The sequence below is a fragment of the Metapseudomonas cellulosilytica genome (assembly GCF_049334135.1).
In the GTDB taxonomy this organism is placed as follows: Bacteria; Pseudomonadota; Gammaproteobacteria; order Pseudomonadales; family Pseudomonadaceae; genus Metapseudomonas.
Map to the genome: position 1 here is coordinate 207,807 of NZ_JBHZGN010000009.1, position 20,776 is coordinate 228,582.

Annotated in this window: 16 protein-coding genes and 1 pseudogene; 6 read left to right on the plus strand and 11 right to left on the minus strand. The window is 63.9% G+C overall.

Annotated features, from left to right (window positions below):
* Positions 1-44 precede the first annotated feature (44 nt).
* The 6 genes from ACFW0H_RS14030 to ACFW0H_RS14055 all read right to left on the minus strand — a co-directional run bounded on the left by ACFW0H_RS14030 (position 45) and on the right by ACFW0H_RS14055 (position 4,783).
* Complete coding sequence (locus ACFW0H_RS14030; RefSeq protein WP_422914493.1) at positions 45-317, minus strand: hypothetical protein; 273 nt, start codon at positions 315-317, stop codon at positions 45-47.
* 14 nt (positions 318-331) lie between these two features.
* Positions 332-1,834 carry a type II and III secretion system protein family protein gene (locus tag ACFW0H_RS14035; RefSeq protein ID WP_422914494.1) on the minus strand — a complete coding sequence of 501 codons (1,503 nt, stop codon included), beginning with the start codon at positions 1,832-1,834 and terminating at the stop codon, positions 332-334.
* A 65-nt stretch (positions 1,835-1,899) separates the two neighbouring features.
* Positions 1,900-2,709, minus strand: coding sequence for a Flp pilus assembly protein CpaB (gene cpaB, locus ACFW0H_RS14040; RefSeq protein ID WP_422914495.1), 810 nt, complete (start codon positions 2,707-2,709; stop codon positions 1,900-1,902).
* Positions 2,710-2,721: 12 nt separating this feature from the next.
* Complete coding sequence (locus tag ACFW0H_RS14045; RefSeq protein WP_422914496.1) at positions 2,722-4,041, minus strand: P-loop NTPase family protein; 1,320 nt, start codon at positions 4,039-4,041, stop codon at positions 2,722-2,724.
* A gap of 15 nt (positions 4,042-4,056) precedes the next feature.
* Complete coding sequence (locus ACFW0H_RS14050) at positions 4,057-4,575, minus strand: A24 family peptidase (RefSeq protein WP_422914497.1); 519 nt, start codon at positions 4,573-4,575, stop codon at positions 4,057-4,059.
* Between the two features lie 13 nt (positions 4,576-4,588).
* A complete protein-coding gene (locus ACFW0H_RS14055) occupies positions 4,589-4,783 on the minus strand; it encodes a Flp family type IVb pilin (RefSeq protein WP_422914498.1) in 195 nt (64 codons plus the stop codon).
* 396 nt (positions 4,784-5,179) lie between these two features.
* Here ACFW0H_RS14055 and ACFW0H_RS14060 point away from each other — a divergent pair, with 396 nt between their 5' ends.
* Positions 5,180-6,061, plus strand: coding sequence for a response regulator transcription factor (locus ACFW0H_RS14060; protein WP_422914499.1), 882 nt, complete (start codon positions 5,180-5,182; stop codon positions 6,059-6,061).
* 3 nt (positions 6,062-6,064) lie between these two features.
* Here the strand turns inward: ACFW0H_RS14060 and ligA are convergent, their stop codons facing one another.
* From ligA to ACFW0H_RS14080, 4 genes are all read right to left on the minus strand, one after another.
* Positions 6,065-8,440 carry an NAD-dependent DNA ligase LigA gene (gene ligA, locus ACFW0H_RS14065; RefSeq protein ID WP_422914500.1) on the minus strand — a complete coding sequence of 792 codons (2,376 nt, stop codon included), beginning with the start codon at positions 8,438-8,440 and terminating at the stop codon, positions 6,065-6,067.
* A 68-nt stretch (positions 8,441-8,508) separates the two neighbouring features.
* Entirely contained in the window at positions 8,509-9,324 is an 816-nt protein-coding gene (zipA, locus tag ACFW0H_RS14070) for a cell division protein ZipA (RefSeq protein ID WP_422914501.1), read from the minus strand.
* Positions 9,325-9,561: 237 nt separating this feature from the next.
* The gene (gene smc / locus ACFW0H_RS14075; RefSeq protein WP_422914502.1) at positions 9,562-13,050 is read right to left on the minus strand and encodes a chromosome segregation protein SMC; all 3,489 of its coding nucleotides are present in this window, start codon (positions 13,048-13,050) and stop codon (positions 9,562-9,564) included.
* 13 nt (positions 13,051-13,063) lie between these two features.
* Complete coding sequence (locus tag ACFW0H_RS14080) at positions 13,064-13,723, minus strand: GntR family transcriptional regulator (RefSeq protein WP_422914503.1); 660 nt, start codon at positions 13,721-13,723, stop codon at positions 13,064-13,066.
* Between the two features lie 508 nt (positions 13,724-14,231).
* Between ACFW0H_RS14080 and xdhA the strand changes: the two genes are divergently transcribed.
* From xdhA to guaD, 5 genes are all read left to right on the plus strand, one after another.
* Positions 14,232-15,671 (plus strand): xanthine dehydrogenase small subunit, encoded by a 1,440-nt coding sequence (xdhA, locus tag ACFW0H_RS14085; protein WP_422914504.1) that lies wholly within the window; start codon positions 14,232-14,234, stop codon positions 15,669-15,671.
* Positions 15,664-18,060: a xanthine dehydrogenase molybdopterin binding subunit gene (gene xdhB / locus ACFW0H_RS14090; RefSeq protein ID WP_422914505.1), complete on the plus strand. Its 2,397-nt coding sequence runs from the start codon at positions 15,664-15,666 to the stop codon at positions 18,058-18,060. Before xdhA ends, xdhB begins: the two co-directional genes overlap by 8 nt.
* A gap of 51 nt (positions 18,061-18,111) precedes the next feature.
* Positions 18,112-18,261 (plus strand): hypothetical protein, encoded by a 150-nt coding sequence (locus ACFW0H_RS14095; RefSeq protein ID WP_422914506.1) that lies wholly within the window; start codon positions 18,112-18,114, stop codon positions 18,259-18,261.
* On the plus strand, positions 18,258-19,091 hold the full coding sequence (gene xdhC, locus ACFW0H_RS14100; RefSeq protein ID WP_422914507.1) for a xanthine dehydrogenase accessory protein XdhC: 834 nt from the start codon (positions 18,258-18,260) through the stop codon (positions 19,089-19,091). The genes ACFW0H_RS14095 and xdhC overlap by 4 nt, the downstream gene beginning before the upstream one ends.
* Before the next feature lie 147 nt (positions 19,092-19,238).
* The gene (guaD, locus tag ACFW0H_RS14105; RefSeq protein WP_422914508.1) at positions 19,239-20,546 is read left to right on the plus strand and encodes a guanine deaminase; all 1,308 of its coding nucleotides are present in this window, start codon (positions 19,239-19,241) and stop codon (positions 20,544-20,546) included.
* A 122-nt stretch (positions 20,547-20,668) separates the two neighbouring features.
* Here guaD and ACFW0H_RS14110 read toward each other — a convergent pair.
* A pseudogene (locus tag ACFW0H_RS14110) lies at positions 20,669-20,776 on the minus strand (IS110 family transposase); the annotation flags it as partial.

The window sequence follows — 20,776 nt, forward strand, 5'->3', positions numbered from 1 at the left end:
ATGACGAAAATGACCGTTGGATACGCGAGGTCATGGCCAGACCCTCAGTTGTCTATGTTGATCTCGATCGGCTGACCGACCTGACTGGCGTCGCCGGCCACACCTCGATAGGTATCCATGGCTTTTTCCGTTACCGGGCCGTCCCTACCGACGGATGAAGCCTCGGTACCAGGGTGGGCCGCCCGCTCCTTGTCGGCGATCTGCTGGTAGGTGGTCTGGTAGACGCTGTAGCCGAGGGTGCCGACCCGGCCTTCCTCGTAGGACATGACGCAACCGCAGGACAGCGCCATCAGGCAGAACGGTATGATCAGTTTCATGGTCATGCCTCCGGTTACTTGAGATCGTGGCCAAAGCGGCCTTCGCTGACGCCGAGGCTGACCGGCACCGGCCTTCCGGGTTCGCGCCCCTTGGTCTTGCCGAGCAGATAGAAATCCAGGTCGCTGGGTTCGACGAACTTCTCGGTGGGCAGGCGCACTGCCTTGGCATCGACAGGTTTGGCCAGGTGAGGCGTGACCAGGATCACCAGTTCGGTTTCCCCGTTCTGGAACGACTGGCTACGGAACAGGTGCCCCAGTACCGGAATGTCACCCAACCCCGGGAAGCGGCTGACGAAGTCGCGGGTGTTCTCGCTGATCAGACCGGCGATGGCGATGGTCTGGCCGTTGCCCAGTTCGACGGTAGATTCGGCGCTGCGTTTGGTGAGCGAAGGAATGACTTGGGTCACACCATCACCCAGCACGCTCTCCAGGCCGGTATCCAGCACCAGAGAGTTGGCGTTGGACAGCTCGCTGACCGAGACATTGAGATTCAGGTTGATGCGTCCTTCATCCAGCACCACCGGAAGGAACTTCACGCCTACCCCGAATTCCTTGAATTCGACGGTGATGCCATCGTCCTCGGTGATGGGCACCGGGAACTCGCCACCGGAAATGAATTCCGCCTGCTGGCCACTGAGGGTGGTCAGGGTGGGCTCGGCCAGCACCTTGGCCGAACCGTTGTCCTTGGCCGCCTCGAGCACCACGTTGAAGAGAAAACTGTCCGAAAGGAACTGGCCGAAAAAGCCCTTGCCACTGCCGAACAGCGCGGTCGGATTGGCGAAGCCGTCGCCGTCAAAGCCCAGGCCCCGGCCGTTATTGAACCCCCCCGTGGCCCAATTGCCGTCCAGATTCAGGGCATTGAAGCGTACATCGAGGGTCTTGAGCAGGCTGCGCTGCATCTCCGCCACCTTGACCTCCAGCATCACCTGCTGACTGCTGCCGACGGTGAGCAGGTTGATCACCTCCAGGGACTGGGTCGGCGCAGCCTTGGCCGCTTCACCCTCGCCCTGCACCACACTGGCGGTCTGGGCGGCGTAGCTCTTGGCGACTTTGATCGCGGTATCCATCACCGCGGCACTGTGGACGTGGCCGCGCAGCACCAGGGAACCCTGGGCGCTGAACACCTCGATGCGCTCGTTGGGGAACAACTGGTGCAGCTTGTCCTTGAGGCCGCTGAGGTCGTGCACCACGTCCAGGTCCAGGGTGTCGATCAGCCGGTTGCTGTTGTCCCAGAGCATCACGTTGGTACTGCCCAGGGACTTGCCCAGCAGGTAGAGCTGGCTCGGACTGGTGATCAGGATGTCAGCGATTTCCGGGTTGCCCACCGAGATGCGCTTGACCGGTACCCGCGTCGTGAGCAGTCGCGACTTGTAGATCGGCACCTGGATGCTGCCGTTATTGGTCGCCGGCATGGCCGCTTCCATCCCCGTCGGTTGAGCCGCCATCAGCGGAGTCGACAACATTGCCCAGGCAAGCAGGAACACCGCTACCGGGCCGACTTTCCGAATGCTATGCATATCCCTCTCCTTGAATGACGGGTCGATTACCTTGTCGCACGACCACTTCTAGATGGCCGGTCGCGTTATGGCTGCGCCTTGGCCAGTTTCACTTCGGTGCCGCGAATGATGATCACGCCGCCACTTACCCCGACGCTGCGCCGGACCAGGGGTTTGGGGGCAGCCGGAACAGGTGCAGGTGCCACCGACTTCGGTGCCTCCGCTACCTTCGGCTCAGATTTCTTTTGGTCGTCCAGGGGATTGCGCAGCGCCAGTTGCAGGCGGCCTTCGCTCATGGCCTTGACCAGAATTTCCGCTTCCTTCGGGGTCATCTCCAGGGTGACGGCGCGTACTACGACCGGCTGGGTCTTGTCGGTGCTGGCGGTCTGGTCCACGGCGAGCACCCGCAGGTCCTGGAGAATGGTCTTGGACTCGGCATTGCTGTTATTTGTCTGCTTGGTCGCCAGCACGTCGACCCGGTTGCCCGGCAGCAGGAAGCCACCCACCCCCACCACGTCATCCACCCGCACCGACACGGCGCGCTTGTCCGACTCGATCAGCGAGGCCAGGGTACTGCCGCCAAGGTGCTCGGCGACCCTTGCCTCGCGCAGGATGTCGCCTTGCAGCATGGAAAAGGTGGCAATCTTGCCCACTACCTTGTCAGTGGCGTCGAAGGCATCATCCGGCACGGTGCCCTTCGGCATGCGCACCAGAGTGACCTGCTGGGCCTCGATCATCTGGCCGAAAGGGATCTCCACGGTGGCCACCACAACCGCCTGCAAATTATCGTCCGGGCTGGCGTTGAGCTTGGCACTCAACCAGTTATTGGCCATCCAGGCGGCGCCAAGGCCGAGGATCAGCGACAGGGCAACCAGGGTGAGAGTACGTGCACTCATGTCGGGGTCTCCTTATCCAAGCAGATCGAGCTGGACGAAATAGTTCTTCCAGGCCCACTCAAGGTCGCGGGGCGACAGGGGGCCCGATTCTCCCAGGTAGGACTGGCGGTCCCGGGCCATGCCGAGCAGATCGCGGGGGTGGCAGGGCACCAGGGGCATGCCCTGCTCCTCGTAGAGGCCTTGCAGCACATAACGCAGCAGCACCGGGTCATAGGCGATGCCCAGGCGCTCGATCTCCTGGCGCCAGATGCGCTCATACTCTTGCGGCTGCAGGTAGCTGAAATGCAGCTTGTAGCCGATACGCCGAAGGAAGGCCTCATCGGCCAGTTCCAGTGGATTGAGGTTGGTGGAAAACACCAGGATCAGGTCGAACGGCAGCTCGCAGTGGCGCCCACCGCCCAGGTTTAGGAAATCGCGCTTCTCTTCCATGGGCACGATCCAGCGGTTGAGCAGCTCGGCCGGCGCCATGCGCTGGCGACCCATATCATCAATGATGAACAGGCCGTTGCTGGCCTTCAGCTGCAGCGGGGCCTGGTAGAGGCGGGAGAAAGGATCGTAGCGGATGTCCAGCTGTTCCATGCTGAGTTCGCCACCGGTGATCACTATGGGTCGTTTGCAGCATAGCAGGCGTCTGTCGATGCCCTGGTCCAGCAGCAGTTGGTTCTGATCGCCTTCCTCCAGGCGCTGGTGGACCTGGGGGTCATAGATCTCGATCACCGATTCGTTGACGGCAACCGCATAGGGAACCCACACAGCTTCGGCGAATAGGCGAATCAGGCGACTGCTGATGTAGGTCTTGCCGGTACCCGCCGGTCCGTAAATCATGATGGCGCGCCCGGAATTCATGGCCACGCCCAACTGGTCCAGCATGCTTTCCGTGAGGACCACGCCCTGGAAAGCGGTATGCATATCGCGGGCGGTGACGCGGCCATGGTGGATGGTCTGCACTTTCAGCAGTGAGCGGTAGGCGCTCACCGGAAAGGGGGCGGCGCCTATGTAGCCGCTGCGCGACAAGGCATCACGCGCCGAGGCGCGACCACGCTCGGTGAGTCCATAACGCAAAGCCTGTCCACCCACCTGGCCCAATACCTCGATGCGGCCGTCCTTGCGCAGGAAGGCGAGAACTTCCTCCATCACGGCGCCAGTCAGTGCCAGACGCTGCACCAGATGAGGCATGTCCAGCACGCCGGCATCATGCAGGTGCTTGCAGACCAGGTCACCGAGGAAGTTGTCCGCCAGGCCGGTCTCGCGAATGTTGCGCGGCTGCGGAGCCAGGCGCTGCACGGCTTCCCGTTCGCTGGGATAGGTGCTGCTGTCGCTCACGGCATACATGATTCGCCTCCAGACCTACACCCCGATGGGTTGCCAGAAAATGCCGGTCAAGGTTCCGAGAAAGATTGCGACCGAATAGGGGAACGGCTTGCCTGCGACTTCGTCGGCGTCGGGTGCCAGATAGGCACGAGCCCTGAGCATCAACCCGTACCGCGCCAAGGTCTGCAGGAGCTGTCCACGGAACAGCACAATCAGGATGCCGCAGACGCCACCGGCCATCAGGCTGTAGAAGGCAATCCACATGGCGTCCTGGTACATGAAGAAACTGCCGACCATGGCCATCAGCTTCACGTCGCCCGCCGCCATCCCCTTGAGGACGTACAGGGGCAGAAAGATGGCGAATCCGGTCAGCATCCCCAGCAGGCCCATAGTCAGACCGCTGAAGCCGACGGAGATGACCTGGCTTCCCAGGCCCAGCGCTATTCCCGTCGACACCAGGAGGTTCGGGATGCGGTGGCGCCCAAGATCGGTCGCCACCGCAACCACCAGCAGCCCTAGCAGCAAAATGACGGGGAACATTTGCTCTACGGACATTGTGCTTCTCGTGCTAGCAGGCAACGTTTTTGTTGACGGCCTTACACAGGTCCGTGATGTTGGTATTCACATGAGTACCCAGCGTCACAAATGCTGCAGCTACAGCGACGGTAATCAGCCCACCCGCCACGGCATATTCCACGATGGTCAGACCGTCTTCGTCCTTCACGAACTTCATCACCGAAGTCTTGATTGCTTCGAAAGTCATTTCGCCCACCTCACTCACAAGTTGTGTCGTTGTGTCAGCAGTGCCCGGCGGTACTGCGCGCCCCGCCTTGAGTCCACCCTAGGCATCCCCAAAGTTGGGGGTTAGTAATTTTTTGCGGATCGCTAGGATTTTCTTGCGGGAAATGAGGGGGCATTGGGCACCGCAAGCCAGGCAGGCTCTGGGCCGGACAACTCGTGGCCTGTGGCCAGGTTCTTGGTCGGACGACGAACGGAGTGGGAGGGCTGAAACGCGCGGAATACAAGGCTTCCAGCGCCATTCAGAACCAGCTCGAATTTAAATAAAAAGATCTATATCGAATGGTTCTTTAACGTAATAGCAGAATGACAATACTCCAGCTCGGGGAAGCACGAATAACAATGGGTGCAGGATTGGAACATGCCGTCGAACTCTGCCGTAGTACCAGTTCTGCTCTGGCTCGATCTGACACACGACAGGTCGACCCCCTCGCTCATGCGCCAATTCGACGATTGCTGCAGCTGCCGGCTGGTCAACGGAAGATCGAGTCCGGGAAGGGAACAGCTGAAACAGGTCGACATGCTCTGCGCCCATTTCAATCGACCCGATGCCAGCGGGCTGAACCTGTTGCTGGAGATCAAGCGGACCTACCCCTCCACCCCCATCACCATGCTCACCGTCCAGCACTCCGAGGAGCTGGCCATCTGGGCCATACGCGCCAGGATGTGGGAATACCTGCTGTTGCCGCTCACGTCGGATGAGCGCAGCCGCTACTTGCATAGCGTGCAGCAGCTCGTCGAAGTACGCCGCGGCGTCAACAACTTTGGCCGCAAGCCGCTGCTGGACCACAGTCCGGCACTCCCCGAAAGCATTCGCCTTACGGCGCACCACCAGAAGCACAAGGCGCTGAGCAAGGTGATGCCCTATATCGAACTGCACTTCCGCGAAAGCGTGGACCAGAAGGAGCTCGCCCAGCGCTGCGGTATGACCCCCTTTCGCTTCAGCCGGTTGTTCAAAGAGGTCAACGGGGTCGGCTTCATGGAGTACGTCCTGGGCAGGCGCATGGAGTACGCCAAGCGTCTGCTGGAGAACAGCCAGATGCCGGTGACCAGCATCGGCTACGAGGCCGGCTTCAAGGACCCATCCTACTTCGCCCGGGCCTTCAAGCAGATGACCGGCTGCACCCCCAGCGAATACCGCCAGAACCTGCGGCAAGGGCCCACGGCCAGCAGTACCCAACCGGAGGAGCCGGATACCGCCGCCGCAGAGATCGCCCAGGTAATCCTGAGCCTCGAGGCCTAGGCCTCAGCCCAACCTGGCCAGCTCTGCGAGGAACTGCTCCTCGTCGAGCACACGAACGCCCAGCTCATTCGCCTTGGCCAGCTTGGAGCCCGCCCCCGGCCCGGCCACCACGCAGTGGGTACGGGCCGACACCGAACCCGCCACCTTGGCCCCCAGGGCTTCCAGCTTCGCCTTGGCCACTTCCCGGCTCATGACTTCCAGAGTACCGGTGAGCACCCAGGTCTGACCCGCCAGCGGCAGGCCTTCCACGGCTTTCTTCTGGCTTTCCCAATGCATGCCGAAGTCGCGCAACTGGGCATCCGTTTCCTGCGCCCGACGGACGTTGTCCGTCACCGCGAAGAATTCGCGCAGGGCCTGTTTCGCCTTTTCGTTCAGGCCCTTCATCACGCTCAGTTCCAGCCAGTCGCGGCTGAGGGCGATCAGACCATCGAGGTTACCGGCCTTTTCCGCCAGGTTCTTCGCGCCGGTGGCGGCAATGCCGGAAACGTTGAGCTTGTCGATGAAGCCGGCGAAGGTCGCGCAGGCCGCGAATTCGGGGCTCAGGCCGCCCTCCTCCTGCAACTCGACGCCGCGCTCCAGCAGATCGCGGATCACCTTCTGGTTGTGCCCGTCGGTAAAGAAGGCGTGAATCTCATGGGCCACTTCCAGGCCCACGTCTGGCAGGTAGGTGAGCACATCCGGCAAGGCCCGCTGGATGCGCTCCAGGGAGCCCAGGGCACGGGCCAGCAGCTTGGCGGTCTCCTCGCCCACATCGGGGATGCCGAGAGCGTAGATGAAGCGCGCCAGACCCGGCTTGCGGCTGTCGGCGATGGCGCCCAGCAGGTTGCGGGTGGAGAGGTCGGCGAAGCCTTCCAGTTCCACCACCTGTTCGTATTTCAAGGTGTAGAGGTCGGCCGGCGAGGCCACCAGGCCGGTATCCACCAACTGCTCGACGATCTTGTCACCCAGGCCTTCGATATCCAGGGCGCGGCGCGAGGCGAAGTGGATGATCGCCTGCTTCAGCTGGGCGCCGCAGGCCAGGCGGCCGACGCAGCGGTACACCGAGCCTTCGCTGGTGGTCTCCTTGCCCTTGCCGCGCTTGACCAGCTGGGTGCGTTCCACCGCCGAACCGCATACCGGGCACTGCTCGGGAATGTGCACCGGGCGCGCATCGGCGGGACGGCGCTCGACCACCACTTGCATCACCTGCGGGATCACATCGCCAGCGCGGCGGATGATCACGGTGTCGCCGATCATCAGGCCCAGCCGTGCCACTTCGTCCATGTTGTGCAGGGTGGCGTTGGACACGGTCACGCCCGCCACCTGCACGGGCTTGAGCCGCGCCACCGGGGTCACGGCGCCGGTGCGGCCCACCTGGAACTCCACGTCCAGCAGTTCGGTGAGCTCCTCCCGTGCGGGGAACTTGTGGGCCAGCGCCCAACGCGGCTCGCGGGCGCGGAAGCCCAACTCGCGCTGCCAGGCGAGGTTGTTGAGCTTGTAGACCACGCCATCGATTTCGTAGGCGAGGCTGTCGCGGCGTTCGCCGATGTCGCGGTAGTAGTCCAGGCAGCCCTGGGCCCCCACGACCCGCTTCAACTCGCGGCTGATGGGCAGGCCCCAGCCCTTGATGGCCTGGAGGATGTCGAACTGGTTGTCCGGCAACTCGCCGTCGACCTGGCCGATGCCGTAGGCGCAGAACTCCAGTGGGCGACTGGCGGTGATCTTCGAGTCCAGTTGGCGCAGGCTGCCGGCGGCGGCGTTGCGCGGGTTGGCGAAGGTCTTGGCGCCCAGCTCCAGGTTGCGGGCATTGAGGGCATCGAAGCCGGCCTTGGACATGTAGACCTCGCCGCGCACCTCCAACACCGCCGGCCAGCCCTCGCCCTGCAGCTTGAGCGGCACATTGCGAATGGTGCGCACGTTGCTGCTGATGTCCTCGCCCGTGGTGCCGTCACCGCGGGTGGCGCCGCGCACCAGCACGCCGTCCCGGTACAGCAGGCTGACGGCCAGGCCATCGAGCTTGGGCTCGCAGGTGTACTCCACCGCCGGGCCGTCGCCGAACAGGTCACCACCGGGCAACAGCTCGCCCAGGCCCTCGCGCACGCGGCGGTCGAAGTCCACCAGGTCCTGCTCCTCGAAGGCGTTACCGAGGCTGAGCATGGGTACCTCATGGCGCACTTCACCGAATGCCGCCAGGGCCGCGCCGCTGACTCGCTGGGTCGGCGACTCCGGCGTCACCAGCTCCGGGTGTTCTGTTTCCAGGGTCTGCAGCTCGCGGAACAGGCGGTCGTACTCGGCATCGGGCACGCTGGGCTCGTCCAGCACGTAATAGCGGTAGTTGTGCGCATCCAGCTCGGCGCGCAGCGCGAGGATGCGTTCGGCGGCGGTTTGGGCATCGGTCATGGTCAGGCTCTTTTCTCTTGAAACAAAAAGAGCAGCCGGGGCTGCTCTTTCGTCGACTGCGCGCCGGATCAGCGCTTCTGGGTCAGGTGCTTGCGCTCGAATTCGACGATGCGCTGGCGATAGTGCTCGATGGTCTGCGCAGTCATCACGCTGCGCTGGTCATCCTTCAGTTCGCCGTTCAGTTCCTGGGACAGCTTGCGGGCGGCGGCGACCATCACGTCGAAGGCCTGCTTCGGATGGCGCGGGCCCGGAAGGCCGAGGAAGAAGCTCACCGCACGGGTGCTGAAGTGATCGATGTCGTCCAGGTCGAAGGTGCCGGGCTTGACGCCGTTGGCCATGGAGAACAGCACTTCGCCGTTGCCGGCCATGCTCTCGTGGCGATGGAAGATATCCATGGCGCCGAAGCGCAGGCCGCTTTCCAGGATGTTCTGCAGCAGCGCCGGCCCCTTGAAGCCGTCTTCGTCGCGGGCGACCACGTTGATGACCAGGACTTCCTCGACCGGAACTTCCGGGACCTGCACCTGCGGATGGGGCTTGCCGTTCTTCTTGCCTTCGTCGACCGGATTGAGCAGGGTCGGCACCGGCTCGTCGAGGTTGAGGTCGCCCTGCTGCGGCTCGCCGCGGCGCTTGCCGGGCTCGCGGGCACTCAGGGACGGCAGGTCGGCCTCGTCCAGCGACGGCTCCTCCTGCGAACGGTCCTTGACCCGTGACGGGCCGAGCAGGTTCGGATCTTCATCATCGTCCGGGGCGCTGGAGAAGCTGCGATCCAGCTTGAACTTGAGCTTCCCCTTGCCGCCACTCATGCGGCGCCAGCCATCGAACAGAATGCCGGCAATCACGATGATGCCAATGACAATCAGCCACTCGCGCAGACCGATATCCATGTAGTCCTGTGTCCCCTAGTCAACAAATACAAAAAAACAATGGTGAAGAAAGGACATCCCGTCCCCTGAACCGTGGCGCCCAACTCCATGTTCTGAATGGCGTTTTCCACGTGCGACAAATTTGGGCATAAAGCTAGCACGACAAACCCAGCAGAGAAACCTCTGATAGAGGCTTACAGCGAAGGCGACGCGAATTTGATCCCCGGTCCCGCCAGGAGTTCGCATCCGCCTGCTCCGCTAGGCCTCGACCATCGACATCGCCTCCTCTACATCCACCGCCACCAGGCGCGAGCATCCCGGCTCGTGCATGGTCACGCCCATCAGTTGGTCGGCCATTTCCATGGCGATCTTGTTGTGGGTGATATAGATGAACTGCACCTTTTCGGACATTTCCTTCACCAGCCGCGCGTAACGACCGACGTTCGCATCGTCGAGCGGCGCGTCCACCTCGTCGAGCATGCAGAAAGGCGCCGGATTGAGCTGGAAGATGGCGAACACCAGGGCCAGCGCGGTCAAGGCCTTCTCGCCGCCGGACAGCAGGTGGATGGTGCTGTTTTTCTTGCCCGGCGGCCGCGCCATGATGGCCACACCGGTGTCCAGCAGGTCTTCGCCGGTGAGTTCCAGATAGGCGTGACCGCCGCCGAAGACCTTGGGGAACAACGCCTGCAGGCCGGCGTTGATCTGGTCGAAGGTTTCCTTGAAGCGGTTGCGGGTTTCCTTGTCGATCTTGCGGATGACGTTTTCCAGGGTCTCCAGGGCTTCCACCAGGTCGTCGTTCTGCGAATCGAGGTAACGCTTGCGTTCCGACTGCTGCTGGTATTCGTCGATGGCTGCGAGGTTGATCGGGCCAAGACGCTGGATGCGTGCCGCGATGCGTTCCAGTTCCTCTTCCCAGGCCGCCTCGCTGGCTTCGGCCGGCAGGGTGGCGAGCACGCCGTGGAGGTCGTAGCCATCCTCGTGGAGCTGATCCTGCAGGGTCTTGCGACGCACGGTCAGGGCCTGCCATTCCAGGCGCTGCTGCTCCAGCTGACCGCGCAGCAGTTGCGCCTGCTGCTCGGCCTGGGTGCGGCGCTTCTCGGCGTCGCGCAGTTCGCGGTCGGCGTCTTCGAGAGCGAGTCGCGCCTGCTTGAGTTCTTCTTCGACCCCCAGGCGCTTCTCCAGCAATTCCTCCAGTTTCAGGCGCAGCTCCTCCAGCGGTGCGGCGCCCTCCTCCAGGTTCAGGCTGAGCTGTTCGCGGCGCTCGTTGAGGCGCTCGAACTGCAGGGTCAGGCGATCCAGGGCCTGGCGGGTCGAATCGTGTTGCGCCCGCAGTGAACCGACACGCACGGCCAGCTGATGGGCATGGTCCTTGTGCTGGCGAGCCTCCTGGCGGATACGGTCAAGGCGTTCACGCTGGCCATCACGCTCGGCCAGCAGCTTCTCGCGCTGCTCGGTGTCGGTGGCCATCGCATCGAGGGCGTCTTGCAGGGTCAGGCGCGCTTCGCCCAACTGTTCATGCTCCAGCGCACGCTGCTCGTCCAGTTCACGGAGTTCGTCTTCCAGGCGGCGGCGACGCAGGGCCAACTGCTCGACCTTGGTCTGCTGGGCGGACAGCCGGGCCTTGAGCTCACCCAGGCTGCGGGACTCTTCCTGCAGCAGACGACGCTGCTGCTCGCGGGCCTCTTCCTGCTGGCGCTGGCTGTCGCGCAGCTGCTGCAGGCGCTCTTCCAGTTGTTCCAGGGCGGCTTCGCGCTCTTCGCGCTCGGCGTGCAGGCGCTCGAGTTCCTGCCCCCGGGCCAGCAGACCGCTTTCCGCTTCACTGGCACGACGCACACGCAGGAAATTGCGACCGACCCAGTAACCATCCCGGCTGATCAGGCTCTCGCCGTCGCCAAGGGCGGCGCGACGGGCCAGGGCCTGGTCCAGGCTCTCCACCGGCAGGACCTTGGCCAACCAGGGCGCCAGGTCGACCGGCGCCTCCACCTTGTCCAACAGACTGCCCGGCGCCCGCACGCCCCCCTTGCCGGCGCTGGCCAGGCGCAGTTCGCCCTGGCTGAAGCCGGAAAGATCGAGGCCGTTGAAATCATCCAGCAACACGGCCTGCAGGTCGGCGCCGAGCACGGTTTCCACCGCCAGCTCCCAGCCCTGCTCCACCCGCAGGCCTTCGGCCAGGCGCGGACGGTCGGCGAGATGCTGCTCGCGCAGCCATTCGGCGGCGCCCTTGCCGGGGTTCAGGGCGGCCTGCTGCAAGGCCTCCAGCGAGGCGATGCGGCCGTTCAGGCGCTGCAGTTCGCCCTGGGCCTGCTGCTGGGCCTGGCTGGCTTGCTGCAATTCTTCACGCAGGTGGTCGAGGCGCTCCGCCAGGCCCTGCTCAGCCGCCTGGAGCTCCTCCAGACGCATCTCACCCACGGCCAGCTCTTCACTTAGCTCCAGCACCGCCGCGTCTTCCGGGTCGGCTGCCAGTTGAGCGCGTTCGTCGTTCAGACGACGCTCGCGCTCCAGCAGGCGCTCCAGGCTCTGGTCCAGTTGCTGGATGCGCGACTGCTGCACCTCGGCCTGGCGGCGCGGCTCGGCACTGCGCTGGTTGAAGCTATCCCATTGCTCCTGCCAGGCGTGCATGCCGGTTTCGGCTTCTTCCAGCTGGGCGGCGGCTTCCTCGGCGGCAGCGGCGCTCATTTCCTGCTCCGGGCCGAGCATGTCCAGTTCCTCGCCCAGGGTGGCGAGCAGGGTGCGGTCGTGGCCCAGGTGGGACTCGGTTTCCTGGCGCGAACGCTCGGCCTCGCGCAGGTCGTCCTGCAACTGGCGCAGGCGTTGCTGCCCATGCTGGATGCTTTGCTCGACCCGCGCGATATCGCTGCCCACGGAATAGAAGCGGCCCTGCACCTGGTTGAAGCGTTCGGACAGCTCGTGGTGCCCGTCGCGCAGGCGTTCGATGCTGGCGTCGGCGTTGCGCTGCTCGGCCACCAGGGCCTCGAAGCTGACCTCCTGGTTGCCGATCACGGACTCGCGCTGGCCGACCTGGTCATTCAGCGCCCGCCATTTCAGGGCGGCGAGCTGGGCCTTGAGTTGACGCTCTTCGGCCTTGTACTCCTGGTACTTCTCGGCGGACTGGGCCTGGCGGTGCAGGCGCTCCAGCTGGCGCTCCAGTTCCTCGCGCAGGTCGGTCAGGCGCGCCAGGTTCTCCTGGGTACGGCGGATGCGGCTCTCGGTCTCGCGGCGGCGCTCCTTGTACTTGGAGATGCCGGCGGCTTCCTCGATGAAATTGCGCAGGTCTTCGGGCTTGGCTTCGATCAGCTTGGAGATCATCCCCTGCTCGATGATGGAATAGCTGCGCGGGCCCAGGCCGGTGCCAAGGAAGATGTCGGTGATGTCGCGACGACGGCACTTGGTGCCGTTGAGGAAATAGGTGTTCTGGCCATCGCGGCTGACGCGGCGGCGAATGGATATCTCGGCGAAGGCGGCGTACTCGCCCACCAGGGTGTTGTCCGAGTTGTCGAAGATCAGCTCGATGCTGGCCTGGGCCACCGGCTTGCGGGTGTTGGAGCCGTTGAAGATGACGTCGGTCATCGACTCGCCACGGAGGTTTTTCGCCGAACTCTCGCCCATTACCCAGCGAACGGCGTCGATGATGTTCGACTTGCCGCAACCATTGGGGCCGACCACGGCCGCCATGTTGCTGGGGAAGCTGACCGTGGTCGGGTCCACGAAGGACTTGAACCCGGCCAGCTTGATGCACTTCAGCCGCATCGGCGTGCTCCGCTCAACGCTCGGACAGCGCCGCGAGCACCAGCTCGCAGTTCTGCTGGCAGTAGCCGGTCAGCACCTCGCGGATCTTCGCCTGTTCACGGGCGACGACCGCCAACAGCAGGTCGTCGAACACGGCGCCGAACTGACCCATCTGGCTACGACGGCGCTCCAGTGCGATGTAGTAGGTGCGGGCGATGGCAGGCCGCAGGTTTTCCAGGGTCTGTTGCAGGTAAGGGTTGTCCGCAAAGGGATAGGCCGCCTGCATGATGGCGAAGCTGGCGTCGACGAAGGCGAAGATGTCTTCGCGCTGGCGCGCTTCGGCCAGGCGCAGCTGGATGGCGCGGAAGGGTTCCAGCTCCGCCTCTGTACGCCAGCGCTCGGCCACGGCGTAGGCCAGCAGGATGTACAGCTCCATCATCAGGGTATAGAGGCTGCGCACGTGCTGGGGGGTCAGCTCGGACACCTGGGCGCCCCGGCGCGGCAGGATATCGATCAGGTGGCGGCGCTCGAGGATCAGCAGCGCCTCACGCACCGACCCCCGACTGACATTCATGGCCTGGGTGACTTTCTGTTCCTGGATGCGCTCCCGCTCTTTCAGCTCGCCGCGGATGATGCGCTCGGCCAGGTGATGGGCGATCTGCTCGGAGAGGCTGTCCGGTGCCTTGAACGTCATGGTTTTCCTTTGAACTGAGGGACATTGTGCGCTGCGCCGGAGCTTTCCCGCGCCAAAGCTCCGGCGCTGACAGTACTACGGGTACGGGCAGTGCGCGCAAGAGCGATTGGGGGAAATTTCCGACTGTGCCGCAGAGCGTGCGGCAGGCGGCGGAGTGTAACACAGGGGCCGCAGCTGCTTCTGTGGGGGCGAATTCATTCGCCAAGGGGTGCAGAGCAGCCTCGCCCCGCTCATGGGCAGGCCTTCGGCCTGCTTGGCGAATGAATTCGCCCCTACAGGAAAAACACCCGCAGACGGGCGCCCTCCCCGCACTTTCCTACACTTATGGACAGGTGGCACGAAATGCGCTTGAAGCTTGAGACAGAGCGGGTGCAGCGGGCTAATAACCGAAAGCCATGACTCTTTCCTGACTTTTGAGTCAAATATTTGTTGACCCGAAAGTCAGACGATTCTAAATTTGCCGCCATACGAGCCCTCGTAAAAACAATAAAGTGCCTGGAGGTCGTCCTTGATCCAGTTTTTACTCAATCGTGAGCTGCGCACCGAGCATGCCCTCGATCCCAATGTCACGGTGCTCAACTACCTGCGTGAGCATGTCGGTAAACCCGGTACCAAAGAAGGCTGCGCCTCGGGCGATTGCGGTGCCTGCACCGTGGTCGTCGGCGAGCTGGAAGGCGACCGCATCCGCTACCGCACCCTCAACTCCTGCCTGACCTTCGTCTCCTCGCTGCACGGCAAGCAACTGATCACCGTGGAAGACCTGAAACACCAGGGCCAACTGCATTCCGTGCAGCAGGCCATGGTGGATTGCCACGGCTCCCAGTGCGGCTTCTGCACCCCCGGCTTCGTCATGTCGCTGTTCGCCCTGCAGAAGAACAGCAACGGCTACGACAAGGCCCAGACCATGGAAGCCCTGGCCGGCAACCTGTGCCGCTGCACCGGCTACCGCCCGATCATCGACGCCGCCGAGCAGGCCTGCTGCCAGAAGCAGCCGGACCAGTTCGACGCCGCCGAGGCCCAGACCGTCGCCCAGCTGAAAGCCATCGCCCCGCGCGAGACTGCCGAGCTGAACAGTGGCGACAAGCGCTGCCTGGTACCGCTGACCGTGGCCGACCTGGCCGACTTCTACGTGTCCAACCCGCAGGCCCGCCTGCTGGCCGGCGGCACCGACCTGGCCCTGGAAGTCACCCAGTTCCACCGAGAACTGCCGGTGATGATCTATGTCGGCCATATCGACGCCATGAAGCGCATCGAGGAAACCGCCGACTTCATCGAGATCGGCGCCGCCACCCCGCTGTCGGACTGCTACGAGACCCTGGCCCGCGAGTACCCGGACTTCGGCGAACTGCTGCACCGCTTCGCCTCCCTGCAGATCCGCAACCAGGGCACCTTGGGTGGCAACATCGGCAACGCCTCCCCCATTGGCGACGCCCCGCCGCTGCTGATCGCCCTGGGCGCCGAGATCGTCCTGCGCAAGGGCAACCAGACCCGCATCCTGCCGCTGGACGAGTACTTCCTCGACTACAAGGTCACCGCCCGCCAGGAGTCCGAGTTCATCGAGAAGATCCGCGTGCCCCGCGCCCGCAAGAACCAGGCCTTCCGTGCCTACAAGGTGTCCAAGCGCCTGGACGACGACATCTCCGCTGTCTGCGCCGCCTTCAACCTGGTGATCGAGAATGGTGCGGTGCGCAGGGCCCGTGTCGCCTTCGGCGGCATGGCCGGCATTCCCAAGCGCGCCAGCGCCTGCGAGAAGGCCCTGATCGGCGCCGCATGGTATCCGGGCACCGTCGAACGCGCCTGCGCGGCCCTGGCCCAGGACTTCACCCCGCTCACGGACTTCCGCGCCAGCAAGGAATACCGCCTGCTGACCGCCCAGAACCTGCTGCGCAAGTTCTTCCTCGAGCTGCAATCCCCAGAAGTCGAAACCCGGGTGACCGCGTATGTCTAACCATTTCCATCACAAGACCCAGGAAGAGCTGGCCGAGCTGTTCCGCGCCGACATCACCACCGGCGTCGGCAAGAGCGTCAAGCACGAAAGCGCGCCCAAGCACGTCTCGGGCGAGGCCGTGTATGTCGACGACCGCCTGGAATTCCCCAACCAGCTGCACGTCTATGCCCGCATGAGCGATCGCGCCCATGCGCGCATTACCCGCATTGATACCACCCCCTGCTACCAGTTCCCGGGGGTAGCCATCGCCATCACCGCCAAGGACGTGCCCGGCCAGTTGGACATCGGTCCGGTGGTGGCCGGTGACCCGCTGCTGGCCGACGGCAAGGTCGAATACGTCGGCCAGGTCGTCCTGGCCGTGGGCGCCGATAGCCTGGAGACCGCGCGCAAGGCGGCCATGGCTGCGATTGTCGAGTACGAGGACCTGGAACCCGTGCTGGACGTGGTCGATGCCCTGCGCAAGAAGCACTTCGTGCTGGACAGCCACCAGCACAAGCGCGGCGACTCCACCACCGCCCTGGCCAATGCGAAGAACCGCCTGCAGGGCACCCTGCACATCGGCGGCCAGGAGCACTTCTACCTGGAGACCCAGATTTCCTCGGTGATGCCCACCGAAGACGGCGGCATGATCGTCTACACCTCCACCCAGAACGCCACCGAGGTACAGAAACTGGTGGCCGAGGTGCTGGGCGTGCCGATGCACAAGATCGTCATCGACATGCGCCGCATGGGCGGCGGCTTCGGCGGCAAGGAAACCCAGGCGGCCGGCCCGGCCTGCCTGTGCGCCGTGATCGCCCACCACACCAAGCGCCCGACCAAGATGCGTCTGCCGCGCATGGAAGACATGAGCATCACCGGCAAGCGCCACCCCTTCTACGTCGAGTACGACGTGGGCTTCGACGACAACGGCCTGCTCACCGGCATCGAACTGGAACTGGCCGGCAACTGCGGCTACTCGCCCGACCTGTCCGGCTCCATCGTCGACCGCGCGATGTTCCACTCGGACAATGCCTACTTCCTCGAAAACGCCACCATCAACGGTCACCGCTGCAAGACCAACACCGCGTCGAACACCGCCTACCGCGGCTTCGGTGGCCCGCAGGGCATGGTCGCGATCGAAGAGATCATGGACGCCATCGCGCGTCACCTGGGCAGGGACCCGCTGGATGTGCGCAAGCTGAACTACTACGGCAAGGACGAGCGCAACGTCACCCACTACTACCAGACCGTCGAGCACAATATGCTCGCCGAGATGACCGCCGAGCTCGAAGCCAGCAGCGACTACGCCAAGCGCCGCGAGGAAATCCGCGCCTTCAACGCCAAGAGCCCGGTGCTGAAGAAAGGCCTGGCGATGACCCCAGTGAAATTCGGCATCAGCTTCACCGCCACCTTCCTCAACCAGGCCGGCGCGCTGGTGCACATCTACACCGACGGCAGCATCCACCTGAACCACGGCGGCACCGAGATGGGCCAGGGCCTGAACACCAAGGTCGCCCAGGTGGTGGCCGAGGTCTTCCAGGTGGATATCGGTCGCATCCAGATCACCGCGACCAACACCGACAAGGTGCCCAACACCTCGCCCACCGCAGCCTCTTCCGGCACCGACCTGAACGGCAAGGCCGCGCAGAACGCCGCCGAAACCATCAAGGGCCGCCTGGTGGACTTCCTCGCCAACCACTTCAAGGTGACCACCGAGGACGTCGAGTTCAAGAACGAGCAGGTGCGTGTGCGCGATCATTACCTCTCCTTCGAGGAAATGATCCAACTCGCCTACTTCAACCAGATCTCGCTTTCCAGCACCGGTTTCTACCGCACGCCGAAGATCTTCTACGACCGCGACAAGGCCGCCGGCCGCCCCTTCTACTACTTCGCCTATGGCGCGGCCTGCGCCGAGGTCATCGTCGATACGCTGACCGGCGAGTACAAGATGCTGCGCACCGACATCCTGCATGACGTCGGCGCCTCGCTGAACCCGGCCATCGACATCGGCCAGGTGGAAGGTGCATTCGTCCAGGGCATGGGCTGGCTGACCATGGAAGAGCTGGTGTGGAACGCCAAGGGCAAGCTGATGACCAGCGGCCCGGCCAGCTACAAGATCCCGGCCATCGCCGACATGCCCATCGACCTGCGGGTGAAGCTGGTAGAGAACCGCAAGAACCCCGAGCAGACGGTGTTCCACTCCAAGGCCGTTGGCGAGCCGCCCTTCATGCTCGGCATTGCCGTCTGGTGCGCCATCAAGGATGCCGTGGCGAGCCTGGCCGACTACAAGGTGCAGCCGCAGATCGACGCGCCGGCAACCCCCGAGCGCGTGCTCTGGGGCGTCGAGCAGATCCGGAAACTGCAACAGACGGCCGCAACCGCCGCCCAGGCGGAGACCGAGCCCGCGTAACCCGCAGGAGCCGCCTGTTGGCTCCTGCCCAGAACAAAACGGTGCAGAACAATGACAACACCCACCGATGGAATGAAGACGACGCAGCCGGACAACGAACCCGTGCTGCTGGAAACGCTGCCGGCGCCGGTCCGTCCCAAAGAGGACTGGCGCCTGTCGCGCACCACCAGGCCACTGCGTAGCTGGAGACTGAGCAAATGAGCTGGATCAGCGCCCTCGCCGACCTGCAGCAACGCGGAGAACCCTGCGTGCTGGTGACCATCATCGAAGAGCGTGGCTCCACGCCGCGCAACGCCGGTTCGAAGATGGTGGTCACCGCCGAGCGTATCTTCGAGACCATCGGTGGTGGTCACCTCGAGTACAAGGCAATGGAGATCGCCCGCCAGATGCTCGAGAGCCGCAGCCAGGACACCCGCCTGGAGCGCTTCAGCCTGGGTGCCAGCCTTGGCCAGTGCTGTGGCGGCGCCACCGTGCTGCTGTTCGAACCCATGGGCCAGCCCCAGGCGCACATCGCCGTATTCGGCGCCGGCCATGTCGGCCGCGCCCTGGTGCCGATCCTCGCCAGCCTGCCGTGCAAGGTGCACTGGATCGACTCGCGGGAGAACGAGTTCCCCGAGCAGATCCCCGCCGGCGTGGAGAAGGTGGTCAACGAAGAAGTGATCGACGAGATCGCTGCCATGCCCAAGGGCAGCTATTTCATCGTCATGACCCACAATCATCAGCTGGACCTCGAACTGACCGCCGAGATTCTCAAGCGCAATGACTTTGCCTATTTCGGCCTGATCGGCTCGAAGACCAAGCGCGTCAAGTTCGAGCACCGCTTGCGTGAACGCGGCTTCGCCAACGAAACGGTGCAGCGCATGCGCTGCCCCATGGGCATCCAGGAAGTCAAAGGCAAGCTGCCGGTGGAAATAGCCATCTCCATCGCCGGTGAAGTGGTCGCCACCTACAACGCCAACTTCGGCCAGGAAGTGAAAAAGGGTGAGACGGTCGCCAAACTGGTCCCCTCTTCCCGCCGAGAACAGGCCTGACATTTTTCCCTTCTCCCCCTGGGAGAAGGTGGCGCGCAGCGCCGGATGAGGGAAGCCTCCGCCCTGCCGGGCCAGACATCCCTCACCCCAGCCCTCTCCCAAAGGGAGAGGGAGCCAAAAGCCGAACCAGCAATGAACGAGACTGACATGACCAGCCAGGTAACCGCCTACCGCTCCGCCATCCTGCACAGCATCGCCGATCCCGCCCAGGTGGGCATCGAGCAGTCCTACCAGTATTTCGAAGACGGTCTGATGGTGGTGGAAGACGGCCGCATCAAGGCCCTGGGCGAGGCCAAGGCACTGCTGCCGAGCCTGCCCGCCGGCGTCCAGGTGCGCGAATACCGTGACGCCCTGATCACCCCCGGGTTCATCGACACCCACATCCACTTCCCGCAGACCGGCATGATCGCCTCCTATGGCGAGCAGTTGCTGGACTGGTTGAACACCTACACCTTCCCCACCGAGAAGCAGTTCGCCGACAAGGCCCACGCCGCCGACGTCGCCTCCATCTTCATCAAGGAACTGCTGCGCAACGGCACCACCACCGCGCTGGTATTCGGCACCGTGCACAAGGAGTCGGTGGACGCCTTCTTCGAAGCGGCCCAGGCGCTGGACCTGCGCATGATCGCCGGCAAGGTGCTGATGGACCGCAATGCCCCGGACTACCTGACCGACACCGCCGAGTCCGGCTACGCCGACAGCAAGGAGCTGATCGAGCGCTGGCACGGCAAGGGCCGCCTGCACTACGCGGTGACCCCGCGCTTCGCCCCCACCAGCACTCCGGAGCAACTGGAACTGGCCGGCAAGCTGTTCGCCGAGTACCCGGGCCTGTACATGCACACCCACCTGTCCGAGAACCGCAAGGAGATCGAATGGGTCAAGGAACTGTTCCCGGAGCGCAAGGGCTACCTGGATGTCTACGACCACTTCAAGCTGATCGGTGCGCGCTCGGTATTCGCCCACGGCGTGCACCTGTGCGACGACGAGTGCAAACGCCTGGCGGAAACCGGCTCGGCGGTGGCCTTCTGCCCCACCTCCAACCTGTTCCTCGGCAGCGGCCTGTTCGACCTGCAGAAACTCGAAGAGCACGGCGTGCGCGTGGGCCTGGGCACCGATGTCGGCGCCGGCACCAGCTTCTCCCAGCTGCAGTCGCTTAACGAGGCGTACAAAGTGATGCAGCTGCAGGGCAAGAAGCTCGACCCGTTCAAGTCCCTCTACCTGGCCACCCTGGGTGGCGCCCGTGCGCTCTACCTGGACGACAGGATCGGCAATTTCCAGGCCGGCAAGGACGCGGACTTCGTGGTGCTCGACTACAAGGCCACCCCGCTGATGGACTACCGCATGCAACAGGCGAAGACCTTGGCGGAGAAGCTGTTCGCCCTGACCATCCTCGGCGACGACCGTACGGTGAAGGAAACCTTCGCCGCTGGCCGCAGCGTGCATCAACGCGGTTGATGCGATCGTGAGATGCACAAGCCCCGCTTCAGCGGGGCTTTCTTTTGAGCGAGTGGGTTTAACCCGAATGAATTCGCTCCCACAGGTCAAGGCATCGGCCTTTGTAGATACCGTCTTGCCCCTTAGTGGGCAAGGGCCAGTTTCGGATCGAATGGCCGACCCGATTTCAGCACGCCATAGGCGATGTGCAGCAGCTTGCGCATCGCCGCGCAAACGATCTGCTTGCCCGC

Bases quoted from the DNA above. Each gene is read 5' to 3' on its own strand.
- guaD (WP_422914508.1), top strand. From the start codon at position 19,239: ATGACCAGCCAGGTAACCGCCTACCGCTCCGCCATCCTGCACAGCATC.
- ACFW0H_RS14035 (WP_422914494.1), bottom strand. From the start codon at position 1,834: ATGCATAGCATTCGGAAAGTCGGCCCGGTAGCGGTGTTCCTGCTTGCC.
- xdhB (WP_422914505.1), top strand. From the start codon at position 15,664: ATGTCTAACCATTTCCATCACAAGACCCAGGAAGAGCTGGCCGAGCTG.
- zipA (WP_422914501.1), bottom strand. From the start codon at position 9,324: ATGGATATCGGTCTGCGCGAGTGGCTGATTGTCATTGGCATCATCGTG.
- smc (WP_422914502.1), bottom strand. From the start codon at position 13,050: ATGCGGCTGAAGTGCATCAAGCTGGCCGGGTTCAAGTCCTTCGTGGAC.
- ACFW0H_RS14050 (WP_422914497.1), bottom strand. From the start codon at position 4,575: ATGTCCGTAGAGCAAATGTTCCCCGTCATTTTGCTGCTAGGGCTGCTG.
- ACFW0H_RS14055 (WP_422914498.1), bottom strand. From the start codon at position 4,783: ATGACTTTCGAAGCAATCAAGACTTCGGTGATGAAGTTCGTGAAGGAC.
- cpaB (WP_422914495.1), bottom strand. From the start codon at position 2,709: ATGAGTGCACGTACTCTCACCCTGGTTGCCCTGTCGCTGATCCTCGGC.
- ACFW0H_RS14045 (WP_422914496.1), bottom strand. From the start codon at position 4,041: ATGTATGCCGTGAGCGACAGCAGCACCTATCCCAGCGAACGGGAAGCC.
- ACFW0H_RS14060 (WP_422914499.1), top strand. From the start codon at position 5,180: ATGCCGTCGAACTCTGCCGTAGTACCAGTTCTGCTCTGGCTCGATCTG.
- ligA (WP_422914500.1), bottom strand. From the start codon at position 8,440: ATGACCGATGCCCAAACCGCCGCCGAACGCATCCTCGCGCTGCGCGCC.
- ACFW0H_RS14095 (WP_422914506.1), top strand. From the start codon at position 18,112: ATGACAACACCCACCGATGGAATGAAGACGACGCAGCCGGACAACGAA.
- xdhC (WP_422914507.1), top strand. From the start codon at position 18,258: ATGAGCTGGATCAGCGCCCTCGCCGACCTGCAGCAACGCGGAGAACCC.
- ACFW0H_RS14080 (WP_422914503.1), bottom strand. From the start codon at position 13,723: ATGACGTTCAAGGCACCGGACAGCCTCTCCGAGCAGATCGCCCATCAC.
- ACFW0H_RS14030 (WP_422914493.1), bottom strand. From the start codon at position 317: ATGAAACTGATCATACCGTTCTGCCTGATGGCGCTGTCCTGCGGTTGC.